The organism is Paracidovorax konjaci (assembly GCF_900112675.1).
GTDB classification, from domain to species: Bacteria; Pseudomonadota; Gammaproteobacteria; order Burkholderiales; family Burkholderiaceae_C; genus Paracidovorax; species Paracidovorax konjaci.
In genome coordinates, this window is sequence record NZ_FOMQ01000005.1 from 237,933 (window position 1) to 253,696 (window position 15,764).

The following is a 15,764-nucleotide window of genomic DNA, read 5'->3' on the forward strand; positions in this document are numbered from 1 at the left end:
TAATTCCTCTTCAAAAAAAAAGGCAGCGCAAGCACACTGCACAGCTATGAAAACCATCGTCCTCGGCGCCGGCATCATCGGCATCAGCACCGCGTGGCACTTGGCCGAACGCGGCCACGAAGTCACCGTCGTCGACCGCCAGCCCGACGCGTCGCTGGAGACGAGCTACGCCAACGCGGCGCAGATCTCGGTGAGCTACTGCGAGCCCTGGGCGAACCGCGATGCGCCCTGGAAGGCGCTCAAGTGGATGTTCGACAAAGAGGCGCCGCTGCTGTTCCGCCCGCAGCTCGACCCCGAGCAATGGCGATGGGGCCTGAAGTTCCTCGCGCAGTGCAACGACACGGCCTTCGCGCGCAACGTGCAGCAGATCGTGGCCCTGGGCGCCTACAGCCACGCCACGCTCAAGGACATGGTGCGCGCCACGGGCATCGAGTACCACCGGCTCGAACGCGGCATCGCCCATTTCTACACCGACCAGAAATCCTTCGAGGCCGCCGGCCACGCCGTCGAACTGATGCGGCAATACGGCGTGCAGCGCCGCCTCGTGAGCCGCGACGAGCTGCTGCAGATCGAGCCGGCGTTCCGCGCCTATGGCGACCGCATCACCGGCGGCACCTACACGAGCACCGACGAGAGCGGCGATGCGCGCGTGTTCACCCAGGCGCTCGCGCGCCGCTGCGCCGAGCGCGGCGTGCAGTTCCTCTTCGGCCACGACGTCGTGCGGCTGCAGCGGACGGGCGATGCCATCGAATCCGTCGCCGTGCGCTCCCGCGAACCCGGTGCCGCGGTGCAGGACCTGCGCGCCGATGCCTTCGTGGCGGCCTGCGGCTCCTACACGGCGCCGCTGCTGCGCACGGTGGGCGTGCACCTGCCCATCTACCCCGGCAAGGGATACAGCGCCACCTTCCCGCTGCTCAGGCCCGAGGGCGCCCCCATGGTGTCCACCATCGACGACGGCAAGAAGATCGCGATGAGCCGGCTGGGCAACGTGCTGCGCGTGGCCGGCACCATCGAGCTGGGCGGCTTCGACCTGTCGCTGGACAGCCCCCTCGCCCGGGCGCGCTGCCACATGCTCTCGCGCCGCATCGCCGAGATCCTGCCCGGCGTGTGCGACACGCGCACGCCCGAGGAAGGCGGCGATCCGCAGTACTGGACCGGCCTGCGCCCGGCCACGCCGACCAACATCCCCTTCATCGGCCGCACGCGCGTGGGCCGGCTCTGGGTGAACGCCGGCCACGGCACGCTCGGCTGGACGCACGGCGCGGGCTCGGGCAAGGCCATGGCCGAGCTGCTGAGCGGCGAACGCCCGGCGATGGATTTCGGCTTCCTGGGATTCGACGCACGCCAGAGCACGGCGCGCGGCGCACCGGTGACGGCCTGACCCTTTTCCCCTTGGGGCGGGCGGCATGGCGGCGCTACGATCGCCGGCATGTCGCCTTCCCATTTTTTATTCCTGAACGCCTCCACCCGCGAGCCGGGCCATGTCGGCAACACCGAGTGGCTGGCCCGCCAGGCCGCGGCCGCGCTGCCCGAAGGCGCCGCGCAGACCTGGCTGCACCTCGCGCGCCTGGACCTGCCGCCCTTCGTGGACCTGCGCCACACGGCCGGCACCTATCCCGCGCCCGAGGGCGATCTGCGCACGCTGCTGGACGCCACCCTGGAGGCCACCGAGATCGTGTTCGTGGCGCCGGTCTACTGGTTCAGCATTCCTTCCATGCTCAAGACCTACCTGGACCACTGGAGCGCCTGGATGCGCGTGCCGGGCCTGGAGTTCAAGGAGCGCATGGCCGCCAAGACGCTCGGGCTGATCGCCACCAGCGGCGACCGCGCCAAGGCGCAGCCCATGGTCGATTCGGTGCAGCTGTGCGCGCAGTTCCTCGGCATGCGCTTTCGCGGAGCGCTCTGGGGCAAGGGCGGCCCGCCGGGCGCCGTGCAGGCCGACACGTCGGCCGTACAGCAATCCGCTACATTTTTAATAGCATAAAAGCCAATGGATCCGGCGGCATGCGGGCTATTTGCCTGAGATCCCGGCGGCCGGGGTATCGGTGGCGGCGAGGTGGGTGTCCATCCACCGCAGCAGATCGCGCCACATCTGCCGCACCTGCTGGTCGTCGGGCATGCGCAGCTCGTGCTGCAGCTCGATGGTGACCACCGGCATGCCCTGGCGCACGCTGCCGTAGTGGCCCAGCGATCCGGGGAAGATGCCGAGCTGGTCGAGCCGCAGTTGCCCCAGCCGGCTGGGCGGCGGCAGCGGGCCGTCGTAGTCGAGCACGCCGTAGGGCGCATGGATGCTGACGACCAGGTCCGGCCGGAAGCCCTCCATCTGCGTGTGCAGGAAGCGCGATTCGGGCTCCGACAGCGGCTCGGGCCCGGGCCAGCGGCGCGGATCGCGGCGGGTGCGCTTTTCCCAGTAGAGCGGCGCGTCGCGCTCCCAGTTCGGCGTGGGGAAGTTGCGGTTCAGGTCCACGCCGCGGGCATTCACGCGCGTGGCCGGCCTAGCCAGCAGCCCGTCGGGGTTGAGCACCGGGATGAAGCGCCAGTGCACGGCCTGCCGCGAGGCCGGCAGCGGCTGGCCCGCGAAGCCGATCCAGCGCAGCGCGAGCGATGCCGAGGTGAGTTCGTCGCCATGGATGGCACCCACCACCAGGACGCGCAGCGGCTCCGGCGCGCCGGGAGCGCCCGCGGCCGGCGCCACGTCGCGCCAGTAGAGCGGCGTGCCCTTGCGCGAGCGCGCGCCGCTCTCGGACAGCCGCGTGGATTCGCACAGCGCCCGGTCCACCGTGGGCAGGCGGGGCAGCAATTGCGCGCAGGCGGCCACCGATTCGGCCGCGCCCGGCGGCGGCACGGGCACCGGGACCTGGGCGGCAGGCACCGGCGGGGCGGCTGGCTCGGGCGCTCCGGCGTTGCGGCCCGCACCAACGGCCGGCGCCGCCCCGCGCGGTGCGGGGGCGACGGCGCGCGGTGCGGCCGGCCCCGAGGCACCCGGCAGGGCCACCGGCGCCGCGGACCGTTCGGCCGGCGCGCCGAGCACGACCACCGAGTGGTAGCCGGCATCGGCGTGCCCGGTGCCCAGGTGCCCGCGGCCCAGCGTGACGACCGCATCGGACGCGGCCCCGCCGCCCTGCCCGGCGGGCTGCAGCGCGCGCGGGTCCCAGACCGATGCGCCCATCGCGGCCAGCGCCAGCACGGCCGCCGGGGGCAGCAGCCACAGTGCGCCGGGCCGGTGGCCGCGCGGCGCGGCGGGCACCCCGGGGGTGCCGGATTCGCGCGCCGCCATCAGTGCACCACCCGGACGGCGGAGGAGCCGAGGAAATCCAGCACCGCGGCGTCGAAATTGTCGGGGTCTTCCAGTTGCGGCCAGTGGCCGACGTGGGGCAGGCTCAGGTGGCGCGCATCCGGCAGCACATGGGCCAGGGCCTGCAGCGCCTCGGGCGGCATGCACGGGTCCTGCTCGCCGCTCACCAGCAGCGTGGGCATGGCGAGGTGGGCCAGGTCGGAGGCATCACGCGCGAAGGCGGGCAGCAGGTCGAGCGCGCGCCGGAAGGTGGCGCGGTGCACCAGCCCCATGGCGTGCCCCGCGAGCCGCGCGCCCTCGGGGTGCGCCCCCGTGCCGGACTGGCGCGGCACCAGCAGCTGGGCGATGCGCTCCATCGATTCGCCGCCCTCCAGCGCCTCCAGCCGCGGCGCGACCCAGGTGCGCAGGCCTTCGCCGTCGAGCGCCGGGCCGCCCGCGCAGAGCACGAGCCGGCCCACGCGGCGCGGCGCGCGCGCGGCCACTTCCACGGCCACCATGGCCCCGAGGCCATGGCCGATCAGCGTGGCGCCTTCCGCGCACTGCAGCGCATCGAGCAGCGCGATGCAGCTCTGCGCGAGGCCCTTGAAGCCATAGGGTTCGATGGGGGCGCTGTGGCCGTAGCCCGGCATGTCCCAGGCGACGGCACGGTAGCCGGCGCTGGCGAGGGTTTCGACCTGGGGAGCGAACGTCAGGTGGCCGCCGTCCGCGTCGTGCAGCATGAGCACGGTGGGGCCGGCGCCGAGGGTGGTGAAGGTGGGAAGCAGGGCCATGGATGGGATCAGCAACGACAACGCGCCCGGTGGGGATACGGTCCCCCGGCCGCAGCGGGGTCGTGGACGCCGGACCATAATAGCCGACCCCTTTTTCTCCGCCTGGCGCGCGCCGCGCCCCACGCCCTTCCCCCGTGACACGTCCCCTGCCCCGGCCCGTGCTGGCCAGCCCCCCGCGGTTTTCCCCGCGCGAATTCCGCGACGCGCTCGGCATGTTCGCCACGGGTGTCACCATCGTCACCGCGCAGGACGCGGCCGGCGGCCTCGTCGGGCTCACGGCGAGTTCGTTCAATTCGGTGTCGGTCGCACCGCCGCTGGTGCTCTGGAGCCTGTCGCGCACGGCCGGCTCGATGAACGCGCTCTCGGCCGGCTCGCACTACGCGATCAATGTGCTGGCGGCCGACCAGAAGGCGCTGGCCGAGCGCTTCGCCATGCGCGGCGTGGACCGTTTCGCCGGCGTGGCCTACACGCTGGGCCTGGCCGGCGCGCCGCTCATCGAGGGCGCGGTGGCCACGTTCGAGTGCTTCAACCGCAGCCGCTACGACGAGGGCGACCACGTGATCTTCGTGGGCGAGGTGGAGCACTGCGCACACCGCCCGGGCGTGCCGCCGCTGCTCTACCACGGCGGCCGCTTCTACACCGAGCACCCGCTCTGAGCCCGGCGCCCGCACGGCGGCGGGCCTCGCATCTGCTATTTATTCAATAGCAAAGAATCCAATGGATCCGGCGGCATGCGGCCATTCGCGCTCCGAACCGGGGCGGGCGCTCAGCGCACCGTGTCGGGCAGCTCGATCTTGACTTCGAGGACTTCGAGGTTGTCCTGGCGCTCCAATTGCACCTTCAGGTCCTCGGGGTTGATCTTCACGTACTTCGAGATCACGGCCACCAGCTCGCGCTGCAGCGCGGGCAGGTAGTCGGGCTCGGAGGCGTTGCGGCCGTTGCGCTCGTGCGCGAGGATGATCTGCAGCCGCTCCTTGGCGACGCTGGCGGTCTTCTTCTTCTCGCCGAGCAGGAAGGACAGGAACGAGGCCATGGCTTACCTCCCGCCGAAGATGCGCTTGAAGAAGCCGGGCTTCTGCGCGTCGATGAAGCGCAGCGGCTTGTCCTCGCCGAGGAACCGGGCCACCACGTCCTTGTAGGCCTCGGACACGTCGGTGCCCTGCAGGTGCACGGCCGGCGTGCCCTGGTTCGAGGCCTGCAGCACGCTCTCCGATTCGGGCACGACGCCGATGAGTTCGATGCGCAGGATGTCCTGGATGTCCTCCAGGCTCAGCATCTGGCCGTCCTGCACGCGGTGGGGGTTGTAGCGCGTGATGAGCAGGTGCTCCTTCACGGGCTCCTTGCCCTCGATGGCGCGTTTCGTCTTGCTGCCGAGCATGCCCAGGATGCGGTCGGAGTCGCGCACCGAGGACACCTCGGGGTTGGTGACCAGCAGCGCCTCGTCGGCGAAGTGCATGGCCATGAGCGCGCCGCTCTCGATGCCGGCCGGCGAGTCGCAGACGATGTATTCGAAGTCCATCGCGGCGAGGTCGTTCAGCACCTTCTCGACGCCCTCCTGCGTGAGCGCGTCCTTGTCGCGCGTCTGGCTGGCGGCCAGCACGAAGAGGTTCTCGCACTGCTTGTCCTTGATGAGGGCCTGGTTCAGGTTGGCCTCGCCATGGATCACGTTGATGAGGTCGTACACCACGCGGCGCTCGCAACCCATGATCAGGTCGAGGTTGCGCAGGCCCACGTCGAAATCGATGACGGCGGTCTTGTGGCCGCGCAGCGCGAGGCCCGATGCGAAGCTGGCACTGGTGGTGGTCTTGCCCACGCCTCCCTTGCCGGAGGTCACGACGACGATTTTGGCCATTTCTGCAGTTCCCCTTGGGACGTTGGTCTGATGTTCGGATGGAAGGTGGTTCAGGCGAGCGGCTCGATGAGCAGTTTCTCGCCGTCGAGCCGCACCTGCGCGGGCTTGCCGCGCACGTTGTCGGGCAGCTCGGTTTCGGTGGTGCGGTAGATGCCGGCCACGGAGACGAGCTGAGGCTCCAGGCAGGTGCTGAAGATGCGCGCGGACGTGTCGCCGCGGGCGCCCGCGATGGCCCGCCCGCGCAGCGGCGCATAGACGTGGATGTTGCCGTCGGCGATCACCTCGGCGCCGAAGCTCACGACGGCCATCACCACGAGGTCGGAGCCGCGCGCATAGACCTGCTGGCCCGAGCGCAGCGGCTTGTCCACCACCACCGTGCCGGGGCCGGGCGCGGGCACTTCGCGCACCACCTCGACCTCGCGCACGACTTCCCGGACCACTTCGCGCACGGCCGGGTCGGCGGCGGCAGCAGCGGCAGCGGGCCGGGCGGGCGGCGCCTCGGGCGCGGCGATCAGGCCCACCGCATGGGCGGCCTCCATCTGTTCGGGGCTGCCACCGCGCGCGGCCACGGGGCGCGTGCGGTGCCGGCGCAGCGCGGCGCACAGGGCGGTGAAGTCGATCGGCTCCGCGGACTCGCGCACGCCGGCCAGGTCGATGAGCACCGGGTCGTTGTCGAAGAAGTCGGGATCGCTTTCCAGGCGCGCGGCCAGGTCGGCGGCGAGCACGTCCACGTCGGTGGTCTTGAGCGCCACGGCCACCACGGGCAGTTGGGCGCTCTTGAGGTCAAAGCTGGTGCGGGCCGGGCCCGACGTTTCAACGGCCATGGATGGGAGAGCGGATGGGGGCGTGGAGCGCGCCGCACGAAGGGCGTGGACGCTGGCGGGATCAAAGCGGGGGAGTGTACCGTGGGGTCGCCGGCGGGACTGTCTCCGGGCGTATCCACGCGCGGCCGTTCCGCGCCCGGGCCGCAGGCCGCCCGGCCCGCAAGGCCGCGCCCCGGCGCCACCGGCCTGGCCCGGCGCGCTCACTTCAAGAGCGTTTTCGGCTCCATGCCGCCATATCTATTCAATAGCTTGCTATATAAACAATAGCAATCCAGGCAGAGCATCAGAACTTCGGGATGCGGATGCGGCTGATCATCAGCGAGCCCGAGAGCGCGAACAGCAGCACCATCGGGTGCAGCGTGAAGCCGCCCACGAGCAGCTTGCCGAACCACAGGTTCTCGCGCACGGCGCCGAGCGAGGCGGCCACCGCCATCACCGCCACGAGCACGATCGAGGTCGGGATGGGCGTGCCCTCGAAATACTTCACCTTGCCCGAGCCTTCCGAGAGCGTCTCGGCGGTGACGTTGTACCGCGCGAGGCGCGAGACGCCGCAGGCCACGAAGAAGGCCAGCACGATGCGGTCGTAGAGCCCCTGCATGCCGCAGGCGTAGGCGATGATGGCCGGCGCCACGCCGAACGAGATCACGTCGGCCAGCGAATCCAGCTCGCGCCCCATGGCCGAGGACTTCTGCCGCCAGCGCGCGATGCGGCCGTCGAGCACGTCGAAGATGAGCGCGGCCAGCACCAGCGCGCACGCGAAGTACACGTGCCGCACGTCGGCGGTCTCCAGGTAGGTCATGGACGAGAACAGCGCCCCGACGCCGCACACCGCATTGCCCAGCGTGAACCAGTCGGCGAGGTGGAACTCGCGGATCATCGAAAAGCGCTTGGGCGTCTGGGGGGTCATGCGGGAGTGTCCTTCCTGGGTCGGGGCGGGCCGGCGGGCGGCCTGCCATCGGGCGATTATGGGACGGGGCCGGCGCCCGGCCCGTCAGGCATGTCCTACCGGCGCGGGGCGGCGCCCTGTGGCGGCCCGCGCAGGGTTTCGAGGTGGATGCTGGTCTCGGTGTTGCGGATGCCCTTGATGAGCCGGATGCGCTCCAGCGCCTGCGCCAGCTCGGCCAGCGTGCCCACCTGCAGCTCGGCCAACAGGTCCCACTGGCCGTTGGTGGCGTGCAGCGCGAGCACGCCGGGCTCGCCCAGCAGCGAGGCGGTGACGCGGCGCGCGTCGTTGCCTTCGATCGAGATGCTCATCCATGCCTGCAGGCCGGCGGTCTCGCCCTCGGGCCGCAGCCGCACGGTGTAGCCCACGATCACGCCCGTGTCTTCCAGCTTGCGGATGCGGTTGGTGACGGTGCCGCGCGACACGCCCAGGCGCGCGGCGAGCGTGGCCACGCTGGCGCGGGCGTCGTGCCGCAGCGCGGCGATGAGTTGCTGGTCGATCTTGTCCATAACGGCAGCGGATGCTGTCATAACGGCAGCATTCTGCGCAAGTGCCAGCATTTTTGGCGATATGCATTGCCGCGCGGCTGTGGGAACCTCGGCAGGCCCCTACGTTCCAGGAGAGACACCATGACCCGCGCCCCCCGCCCGGCCGCCCTGACCGAATTCCTCGATGCTCCGCGCGCCGCCGAACTCGTGGGCCGCACCGGCGTCATCGCCTGCATCCACGCCATCGCCCAGGCCATCGAGGCCGATTTCCTGCGCTGGGACGATTTCGACAAGACCGCCCGCACCGCCGCGCACTCGCCGCGCGGCGTGATCGAGCTGATGCCCGTGGCCGACACGCGCGCGGGCGGCGACTACGCCTTCAAGTACGTCAACGGCCACCCCGCCAATCCGCACGGCGGCCTGCCGACGGTGATGGCTTTCGGCGCGCTGGCGGCGGTGGACACGGGCCTGCCGGTGTTCCTGGGCGAACTCACGCTCACCACGGCGCTGCGCACGGCGGCCGCCTCGGCCGTGGCGGCGCGCCGCCTGGCGCGTGCGGGCAGCCGCAGCATGGCGCTCATCGGCAACGGCTCGCAGGCGGAATTCCAGGCGCTGGCGTTCTTCGGCCTGCTCGGCGTGCGCGAACTGCGCCTCTTCGACACCGACCCCGCGGCCACGCGCAAGCTCATGGCCAATCTGGCGCCCTATGCCCGCGAGGGCCTGCGCTGCGTGCCCTGCGCCAGCACCCGGGAGGCCGTGCGCGGCGCCGGCATCGTGACCACGGTGACGGCCGACAAGGCCCGCGCCACGGTCATCGAGGCCGACATGCTGGAGCCCGGCATGCACCTCAACGCCGTGGGCGGCGACTGCCCCGGCAAGACCGAGCTGGCCCCGGGCGTGCTGCGCGCGGCCGGCGTGTTCGTCGAATACGAGCCGCAGACCCGCATCGAGGGCGACCTGCAGCAGATGCCGGCCGACTTCGCAGTGACCGAACTCTGGCGCGTGCTCGCCGGCCTCGCGCCCGGGCGCACCGCCGATGCGCAGGTCACCGTGTTCGACTCGGTCGGCTTCGCGCTGGAGGATTACTCCGCGCTGCGCACGATGCGCGCGCTCGGGCAGGCGGCCGACCTGCTGGAGCGCATCGCGCTGGTCCCCGCGCTGGCCGACCCCAAGAACCTGTATGCGCAGCTGCGGCCCTGGCTGGCGGAGAACGATCCCGGCGCGGCCCCGGCAGCGCCCCGCGTGCCCGCGCCTGCCCACGAAGCGGCCTGATCTCCGACGCCCGCGGCCACGCCCGCCCACCACAATGCGACCCTTATGGAAACCACTCTCCTCGCGCGCCCGGTCACGCTGATCGGCGTTCCCACCGACGTCGGAGCCGCCCGCCTGGGCGCGGCCATGGGCCCGGATGCGCTGCGCGTGGCGCAGCTCGGCCCCGCGCTCGAACGCCTGGGCCTGGAGGTGCAGGACCTCGGCAACCTGCAAGGCCCGCCGAACCCGCGCGGCGAGCGCACGGCCGAGGGCCTGCGCAACCTGGCCGAATGCGAGGCCTGGAACCGCGCCACCCACGACGCCGTGCATGCGCAGCTGGAGGCCGGCCGCCTGCCGGTGATGCTGGGCGGCGACCACAACCTCGCGATCGGCTCGATCAGCGCGGTGGCGCGCCACTGCCGCGTGGCGGGCAAGCGCCTGCGCGTGCTCTGGCTCGACGCGCATTCCGACAGCAACACGCCCGAGATCTCGCCCAGCGGCAACGTGCACGGCGTGCCCGTGGCCAGCCTCTACGGGCTGGGCCCGGCCTCGCTCGCGGGCCTGGGCGGCCCCGGGGCGGCGCTGGAAGGCGCGCAGCTCTGCCAGATCGGCCTGCGCAGCGTGGACGCGGCCGAGAAACGCATGATCCACCAGCTCGGCCTGGAGGTGTACGACATGCGCGCCATCGACGAACTCGGCATGCGCGAGGTCATGCGCCGTGCGCTCGCGGGCCTGCAGGACGACGACGGCGTGCACCTGCACCTCAGCTTCGACGTGGACTTCCTCGACCCCGAGATCGCGCCCGGCACCGGCACCACCGTGCGCGGCGGCCCCAACTACCGCGAGGCGCAGCTGTGCATGGAGATGATCGCGGACACGGGCCGGCTCGCCTCGCTGGACATCGTGGAGCTGAACCCCGCGCTCGACATCCGCAACCAGACGGCCGAACTGGTGGTCGATCTGGTGGAGAGCCTGTTCGGCAAGAGCACACTGGTCCGCGCGCTGCCCGCCGGGCGGGGCTGACGCCCCCGCCGGTCAGCGCCCCGCAGCTTCCGCCGGGCGCCGGGCAGCGTGGGCCCGCGCGAAACCCTCGTACCACGCGAGGCAGCCCGGGTTGGCCATGGCGTCGCGGTTGACCACCTTCTCCAGCGGCTGGCCGAGCAGCAGCTTCTTGATGGGCAGTTCCTGCTTCTTGCCGGTGAGCGTGCGCGGCACCTCGGCCACCTGCACGATCTCGTCGGGCACGAAGCGCGGCGAGAGCGCGGTGCGGATCGCGCCGGCGATGCGCTCGCGCAGCGCGTCGTCGAGCACGGCGCCCTCGCGCAGCGCCACGAAGAGCGGCATGTAGCTCTCGCGGCCGAGGTACTCCAGATCGACCACGAGGCTGTCGAGCACCTCCGGCAGCGCCTCCACCGCGCGGTACAGCTCGCTCGTGCCCATGCGCAGGCCGTGGCGGTTGATGGTGGCGTCGCTGCGGCCGTAGATCACGCATCGCCCTTCCTCGCCGATGCGCAGCCAGTCGCCATGGCGCCAGACGGCGCCCATGGAGGCCGGGCCGTCGCCGCCGCCCGGCCGGCGCCCGTGGCCGGGCGGGTACATGTCGAAATAGCTCGCCAGATAGCGCGGGCCCGCAGGGTGCCCGGGGCGCGGCGCCATGCCTTCGGGCGCGTCGCCCCAGAAATAGAGCGGCATCGACGGGATGGGCTGCGTGCAGACCAGCTCGCCCACCTCGCCCACGACCGGGCGGCCCTGGGCATCCCAGGCCTCCACGGCCGCGCCGAGCATGCGGCACTGCATCTCGCCGGGCACCTGGGGCAGTTCGCGGTCGCCGCCGATGAACGCGCCGCAGAAGTCGGTGCCGCCCGAGATGTTGTCCCACCAGATCGGCTCGCCCCCGCGCGGCCCGCCCGCGATGCGCGCGAACTGGGCGGTGCCCCATTCCTGCACCTCGGGCGAGAGCGGCGAGCCCGTGGTGCCCAGCGCGCGGATGCGCGAGAGGTCGCCGCAGGCGGCGAGGTCCAGCCCGGCCTTCATGCAGTTGGCGTAGAACGCCGCGCCCGCGCCGAAGAAGGTCACGCCCGTCTCGGCCGCGAAGCGCCAGAGCGTGCCCCAGTCGGGCCGTTCCTTGCTGCCGCCGGGGTTGCCGTCGTAGATCACACAGGTGGTGCCCGAGAGCAGGCCGCTCACCTGCGCATTCCACATCACCCAGCCGGTGGAGCTGTACCAGTGGTATCGCTCGCCGAAGGAGTTGGGCTCGTGGCTGGGCCCGATGTCGTTGTGCAGGCTCTTGAGCAGCAGGGCCACGAGCACCATGCCGCCATGGCCGTGCACGATGGGCTTGGGCAGGCCGGTGGTGCCGCTCGAATAGACGATCCAGAGCGGGTGGTCGAACGGCAGCCACAGCGGCTCGAAGGCATCCGTTTCAGCATCGTTTCGTGCCGATGCCGCCGTGTAATCCACACAGTTTGCTATTGTTTTCGCAGTATCCAACTGGTCCACGACGACCATGTGCTGCAGGGTGGGCAGCGCGTCGCGCAGCTCGGCCAGCACGTGGCGGCGGTCCAGGTCGCGGCCGCCGTAGGTCACGCCATCGACGGCGATGAGCACCTTGGGTTCGATCTGCCGGAAGCGGTCGAGCACCGCCGCCGTGCCCATGTCGGGCGCGCACACGCTCCAGATGGCGCCCAGGCTCGCGGTGGCCAAAAGCGCCACCATCGCCTCGGGGATGTTGGGCAGGTAGGCCGCCACGCGGTCGCCGGGCTGCACCCCCTGCGCGCGCAGGTGCAGCGCCAGCGCCGCCACCTGCCGGCGCAGCTCGGGCCAGGCGATCTCGCGGTGCTCGCCGCGCTCGTTGCGGCTGATGACGGCGGGCTGCCCCGCCGCGTGGGCGGCGTCGGCATGGCGCAGCGCCTGCCGCGCGTAGTTCACCTGCGCGCCGGGAAACCATTCGGCCCCGGGCAGGGTGTTGCGGGCCAGCACGGCCGTGTGCGGGGTGGGCGATTCGATGCCGAAGTAGTCCCACACGCTCTGCCAGAAGGCATCGAGGTCGGTGACGGACCAGCGCCAGAGGGCGCCGTAGTCGGCGAATGCGAGCCCGCGGTGGCGTTCGAGCCAGGCGCGGTACAGGCGCAGTTGGGGAATGAAGGGCGCGCTCTGGGGCGCCGCGGGGTGGTTTGTCTCCATGCGCTCCAGCGTAGCGCGCACCCCGGGTGCTGTCACGGCAGGGGCGTCACCCGATGGACACCCCGGGCCGCACGCCGTTGCGCGGTCGGCCCGTTCGCAGGTCCGGCCTGGTCTTGCTGTCAGTCGGTGAGTTCGTGCAGGCCGGTGATGGCGTAGCCCTTTTCCTGGATCTGCGCGCCGGGCCGGGGAATGCCGTAGTCGTCCCAGTGGTCCGCCGCTTCATCCAGCTCCTTGCCCTGGGCTTCCGAGGCCCAGTCCACATTGATGGCTTCCTGGGGGATCGGGCGGCCTTCGGGCACCGCGAGGTGGGAGAACTTGCCGTCACGTTCGGCACGGCGGTAGATGTCCACGCGCATGTGGGGATCCTTTGTCTGGAGTGGGATACAGGGCTTTTCACTCTAGCCAGCGCGGCGGCCGGGGCGCGTAGGAAAACGCCGCCGCGGCCACCTTGCAGAAAATCCGGCGGTGGATTCGCGTGCCTTTGCAGCATTTCGCAGCCGCACCGCTGCAGGAACCGCAGACGCCAACACTCGGAGAATCTCTTTTCACTGTTTGGCCCCCCAATGAAAACCGGTCTCGGCGAACTGCACGGCCGCCGCTCCACGTCGGAGAAGGCCGAGCGCACTCCAGGCGCATCGCAAGGGACATCCGGCGCACAGCCACGCTCTTCCACCGCCGCCTCGGCGCACCCCCAGCTCGCGCGGCGCGTCGCCAGCGGACAGCAGGAAGGCAGCGCGGCGCACCGGCCCCGCACGCAGGCCATCGCCCGCGCCCCCGTGAAAGCGGAGCCCCTGCGGACCACCGGAGAAGGCGCGAGCGCTTCGTCGTCCCAGCCGAAAGCGGCGAAAACCTCCCGGATCAATGCGGCCCTCATTGCCCAGGCGTTGTCGATGATGGCCGACAACCCTTTGCATTCCGCCAGGGAGGTGATCCGGGACATCGGCCGCGCCACGCTCGGCGACCACATCGGCAAGGGCGGAATCTGCCGCAAGCCCGAACTGCTCCAGACCATGCCGGACTACGAGGACCACAAGCCCTCCATCCTGGCGTCCCTGCGGCGCCTCCACCAGACGGAACAAGCCGACTGGCTGGAGAAGGGAATGCCCGGCAGCGGAAAGCGGCCGCTGCCCGACGGCGGCACCGCCGACCCGCCAGCCGCCAAGAAGGCCCGCGCCTCGCGCCAGCCCATCCATCCGGAGCAGATCTTCCAGGCGATGTCCGACCGGCTCGCGTCCGGCAGGAACCTGCATGGCAAGAACATGGAGAAGTGGAGCAATCCGGAAAAGTGGCAGCAGGAAAAGCTGGCGACCCGCCTGGCGAAGCACGAGGACTATCCCCTGTGGCGCGACCGCATCGAGCCGCTCGCGAGGCGCCTGGGACTGATCGGTGCGCAAGAGAATCTGCCGCCCGGGTCGGCCCGCGAAACGTTCGACGCCGCCAAGTTGGTGGCCGCCTTGCGGCTGATCTCGCAGCGGACCGAGGCCAAGGCCAGCCAACGGCTGGACGCCCCCTGCCTCCGAGAGGCGCTGCATGACGGCGTCGGCGTCAAAAAAGGCCTGCTGTACAACTGGATCAGCGCGGAAGGCGTCTTGCGCAAGCCACCGAAGAGCATCGAGGGCTTGCCGGGATACGAGCAGCACGGCCCGGAGATCCGGGAATTGCTCACCGCGCTGGGGCAGCAGGAGTTCGTCGCCGCGCTGGATTCCGGCGCCCCCGGTCTCTCGCCGATCAGCGCTCGGAAGGTGGCCAAGGTGCTGGAAATGATGTGCGCCACCTCACCACGCACGCAAAGCGAGATCGCCCAGCAGCAGGAGTTGCCCCTCACCACCCTGACCCAATACGTCAGGAAGGATGGCTTGAACATCGACAGGCTGCAGCGGTTGGCCGACTACGGCGCGCATGCCGGCGCGATCCGGGCCTGGGCGCAGCGCCTGGGCTGGAAAGACCAGGCGGCGGCCCTGCCCGAACCGGCCGGTCCATCGCTGCCGCCTGCGACGACCGGCAGTTCGCGGATGGAAGCCGCCCTGTTCCTGAAGCAGGCTCCGGGCTACCTGGACAATGTCGAGAGGGTCGCCAGGATGCTGCGCGACGCGCCCGCCACGGCCATCCAGGCCGCGGCGGATGCCCAGGGCGCGCCCCGCAGGATCGTGCGCGCCTTGCTCGATGAGCGGGGAAGGGTGCGCGATCTCTCCGGCATCGGCCAGCTGCTGAGCGGTGTGGATGGGGCCGCATCCGCGCGCATCGCCGGGCTGCTGGCGCGTCTCTCCGCGCGGCTGGACCCGCCGCCCGATGCCGGGCCTCCGCAGGACTCCCGCGTCAAGATGCTGCGCCAGAAGGTCGGAGGCACCGCGCCCGACCGGATCCTTCTGGTGGATCGCCATACCCGCGACCCGGGCCAGGGCGCCCCGGACCGGCTGGGCTCCATCTACCGCCAGAACAGTGCACTGGTCCACCCACCCCGCAGCTACGCACAAGACCGGCACGCGCAACCGTTGCGCTGGCTCAGCACCCTGCTGCGGCAGCAATTCCCGGAGACCGACTCCGAGATCCAGTGCTACTACGACGCAGGCAGCGGTTCGATCATCGTGTCGTCCAACGAGACCGGATTCAATACCACCTTGCGGACGTTCCTGGCGGGCGAGGGCATGCAGGCCCTGCTGGCGCAATCGCCACCGCCCGCGCCGATCGACAACACGCAACGCGCACTCCGGCACGAGGCCAAGCTCCTGGCTCGCCTGGACCCGGCCTCCGACCCGCACCCGACCCCGGTTTCCGACGAGATATTCGCTGCGATCGCGGAGCAGCGCTTTGCCGTTCCGGACAGCAACTACCAGAAGGACAGCCGTGCCGTGCACCTGCATGCCGAGCGGCGCATCGCCGACCATCTGCGCGACGAACTGGACACGCCGCTGGACCACACGATGCTCGCGGGCACGATGCGGCCTTGCGGGACCTGCGCCGACGAACTGGAGGTTTCGCCGAGCACGCACCGCGGGCCCTTCTGGATGTCCAAATCCTCGCGCGCCTATGTAGAGGGCCAAAGCGACATCCACCGCCAGATGCGCGCCAACATCGGCAGCTCGATCACGCAGGCACGCAATGGCCGCCTGACGTTCAACCACGACACCGACAGCGATTCCGACGGCTGACGGCCGCGC

15 protein-coding genes are annotated in these 15,764 nt (G+C 71.0%); 6 read left to right on the forward strand and 9 right to left on the reverse strand.

Annotated features, from left to right (window positions below; translation table 11 throughout):
- Window positions 1-46 precede the first annotated feature (46 nt).
- Both BM144_RS09590 and BM144_RS09595 read left to right on the forward strand, forming a co-directional pair.
- Window positions 47-1,381 (forward strand): D-amino acid dehydrogenase, encoded by a 1,335-nt coding sequence (locus BM144_RS09590; RefSeq protein ID WP_092951554.1) that lies wholly within the window; start codon window positions 47-49, stop codon window positions 1,379-1,381.
- A 48-nt stretch (window positions 1,382-1,429) separates the two neighbouring features.
- The gene (locus tag BM144_RS09595; protein ID WP_092951556.1) at window positions 1,430-1,984 is read left to right on the forward strand and encodes a flavodoxin family protein; all 555 of its coding nucleotides are present in this window, start codon (window positions 1,430-1,432) and stop codon (window positions 1,982-1,984) included.
- Window positions 1,985-2,011: 27 nt separating this feature from the next.
- On the opposite strand, the gene BM144_RS09600 is transcribed toward BM144_RS09595, so the two are convergent.
- Window positions 2,012-3,277, reverse strand: a complete 1,266-nt coding sequence (locus BM144_RS09600; RefSeq protein WP_092951558.1) for a M14 family zinc carboxypeptidase — start codon at window positions 3,275-3,277, stop codon at window positions 2,012-2,014.
- Window positions 3,277-4,065 carry an alpha/beta fold hydrolase gene (locus tag BM144_RS09605; RefSeq protein WP_092951560.1) on the reverse strand — a complete coding sequence of 263 codons (789 nt, stop codon included), beginning with the start codon at window positions 4,063-4,065 and terminating at the stop codon, window positions 3,277-3,279. Before BM144_RS09605 ends, BM144_RS09600 begins: the two co-directional genes overlap by 1 nt.
- A 134-nt stretch (window positions 4,066-4,199) precedes the next feature.
- On the opposite strand from BM144_RS09605, the gene BM144_RS09610 reads away from it, so the two are divergent.
- Window positions 4,200-4,721 (forward strand): flavin reductase family protein, encoded by a 522-nt coding sequence (locus BM144_RS09610; protein WP_092951562.1) that lies wholly within the window; start codon window positions 4,200-4,202, stop codon window positions 4,719-4,721.
- A 110-nt stretch (window positions 4,722-4,831) separates the two neighbouring features.
- Here the strand turns inward: BM144_RS09610 and minE are convergent, their stop codons facing one another.
- The 5 genes from minE to BM144_RS09635 form a co-directional block, all read right to left on the reverse strand.
- Window positions 4,832-5,098, reverse strand: a complete 267-nt coding sequence (minE, locus tag BM144_RS09615; protein WP_092951564.1) for a cell division topological specificity factor MinE — start codon at window positions 5,096-5,098, stop codon at window positions 4,832-4,834.
- A gap of 3 nt (window positions 5,099-5,101) precedes the next feature.
- Entirely contained in the window at window positions 5,102-5,917 is an 816-nt protein-coding gene (gene minD, locus BM144_RS09620) for a septum site-determining protein MinD (protein WP_092951566.1), read from the reverse strand.
- Window positions 5,918-5,967: 50 nt separating this feature from the next.
- Window positions 5,968-6,741 carry a septum site-determining protein MinC gene (gene minC / locus BM144_RS09625; protein ID WP_092951568.1) on the reverse strand — a complete coding sequence of 258 codons (774 nt, stop codon included), beginning with the start codon at window positions 6,739-6,741 and terminating at the stop codon, window positions 5,968-5,970.
- 283 nt (window positions 6,742-7,024) lie between these two features.
- Window positions 7,025-7,648 carry a CDP-diacylglycerol--serine O-phosphatidyltransferase gene (gene pssA / locus BM144_RS09630; protein ID WP_092951570.1) on the reverse strand — a complete coding sequence of 208 codons (624 nt, stop codon included), beginning with the start codon at window positions 7,646-7,648 and terminating at the stop codon, window positions 7,025-7,027.
- A 95-nt stretch (window positions 7,649-7,743) separates the two neighbouring features.
- A complete protein-coding gene (locus BM144_RS09635) occupies window positions 7,744-8,193 on the reverse strand; it encodes an Lrp/AsnC family transcriptional regulator (RefSeq protein WP_092951572.1) in 450 nt (149 codons plus the stop codon).
- A 120-nt stretch (window positions 8,194-8,313) separates the two neighbouring features.
- Between BM144_RS09635 and ocd the strand changes: the two genes are divergently transcribed.
- Window positions 8,314-9,444 carry an ornithine cyclodeaminase gene (gene ocd / locus BM144_RS09640; RefSeq protein ID WP_092951574.1) on the forward strand — a complete coding sequence of 377 codons (1,131 nt, stop codon included), beginning with the start codon at window positions 8,314-8,316 and terminating at the stop codon, window positions 9,442-9,444.
- Window positions 9,445-9,489: 45 nt separating this feature from the next.
- Window positions 9,490-10,446: an arginase gene (rocF, locus tag BM144_RS09645; protein WP_092951576.1), complete on the forward strand. Its 957-nt coding sequence runs from the start codon at window positions 9,490-9,492 to the stop codon at window positions 10,444-10,446.
- Window positions 10,447-10,458: 12 nt separating this feature from the next.
- Here rocF and BM144_RS09650 read toward each other — a convergent pair whose 3' ends face one another.
- Both BM144_RS09650 and BM144_RS09655 read right to left on the reverse strand, forming a co-directional pair.
- The gene (locus BM144_RS09650; RefSeq protein WP_092951844.1) at window positions 10,459-12,606 is read right to left on the reverse strand and encodes an acetoacetate--CoA ligase; all 2,148 of its coding nucleotides are present in this window, start codon (window positions 12,604-12,606) and stop codon (window positions 10,459-10,461) included.
- Between the two features lie 119 nt (window positions 12,607-12,725).
- Window positions 12,726-12,962, reverse strand: a complete 237-nt coding sequence (locus tag BM144_RS09655; protein ID WP_092951578.1) for a DUF6139 family protein — start codon at window positions 12,960-12,962, stop codon at window positions 12,726-12,728.
- Window positions 12,963-13,169: 207 nt separating this feature from the next.
- On the opposite strand from BM144_RS09655, the gene BM144_RS09660 reads away from it, so the two are divergent.
- Window positions 13,170-15,755: a hypothetical protein gene (locus tag BM144_RS09660; RefSeq protein WP_092951580.1), complete on the forward strand. Its 2,586-nt coding sequence runs from the start codon at window positions 13,170-13,172 to the stop codon at window positions 15,753-15,755.
- Window positions 15,756-15,764 lie beyond the last annotated feature (9 nt).

Bases quoted from the DNA above. Each gene is read 5' to 3' on its own strand.
- BM144_RS09590 (WP_092951554.1), top strand. From the start codon at position 47: ATGAAAACCATCGTCCTCGGCGCCGGCATCATCGGCATCAGCACCGCG.
- BM144_RS09595 (WP_092951556.1), top strand. From the start codon at position 1,430: ATGTCGCCTTCCCATTTTTTATTCCTGAACGCCTCCACCCGCGAGCCG.
- BM144_RS09600 (WP_092951558.1), bottom strand. From the start codon at position 3,277: ATGGCGGCGCGCGAATCCGGCACCCCCGGGGTGCCCGCCGCGCCGCGC.
- BM144_RS09605 (WP_092951560.1), bottom strand. From the start codon at position 4,065: ATGGCCCTGCTTCCCACCTTCACCACCCTCGGCGCCGGCCCCACCGTG.
- minE (WP_092951564.1), bottom strand. From the start codon at position 5,098: ATGGCCTCGTTCCTGTCCTTCCTGCTCGGCGAGAAGAAGAAGACCGCC.
- minD (WP_092951566.1), bottom strand. From the start codon at position 5,917: ATGGCCAAAATCGTCGTCGTGACCTCCGGCAAGGGAGGCGTGGGCAAG.
- minC (WP_092951568.1), bottom strand. From the start codon at position 6,741: ATGGCCGTTGAAACGTCGGGCCCGGCCCGCACCAGCTTTGACCTCAAG.
- pssA (WP_092951570.1), bottom strand. From the start codon at position 7,648: ATGACCCCCCAGACGCCCAAGCGCTTTTCGATGATCCGCGAGTTCCAC.
- BM144_RS09635 (WP_092951572.1), bottom strand. From the start codon at position 8,193: ATGGACAAGATCGACCAGCAACTCATCGCCGCGCTGCGGCACGACGCC.
- ocd (WP_092951574.1), top strand. From the start codon at position 8,314: ATGACCCGCGCCCCCCGCCCGGCCGCCCTGACCGAATTCCTCGATGCT.
- rocF (WP_092951576.1), top strand. From the start codon at position 9,490: ATGGAAACCACTCTCCTCGCGCGCCCGGTCACGCTGATCGGCGTTCCC.
- BM144_RS09650 (WP_092951844.1), bottom strand. From the start codon at position 12,606: ATGGAGACAAACCACCCCGCGGCGCCCCAGAGCGCGCCCTTCATTCCC.
- BM144_RS09655 (WP_092951578.1), bottom strand. From the start codon at position 12,962: ATGCGCGTGGACATCTACCGCCGTGCCGAACGTGACGGCAAGTTCTCC.
- BM144_RS09660 (WP_092951580.1), top strand. From the start codon at position 13,170: ATGAAAACCGGTCTCGGCGAACTGCACGGCCGCCGCTCCACGTCGGAG.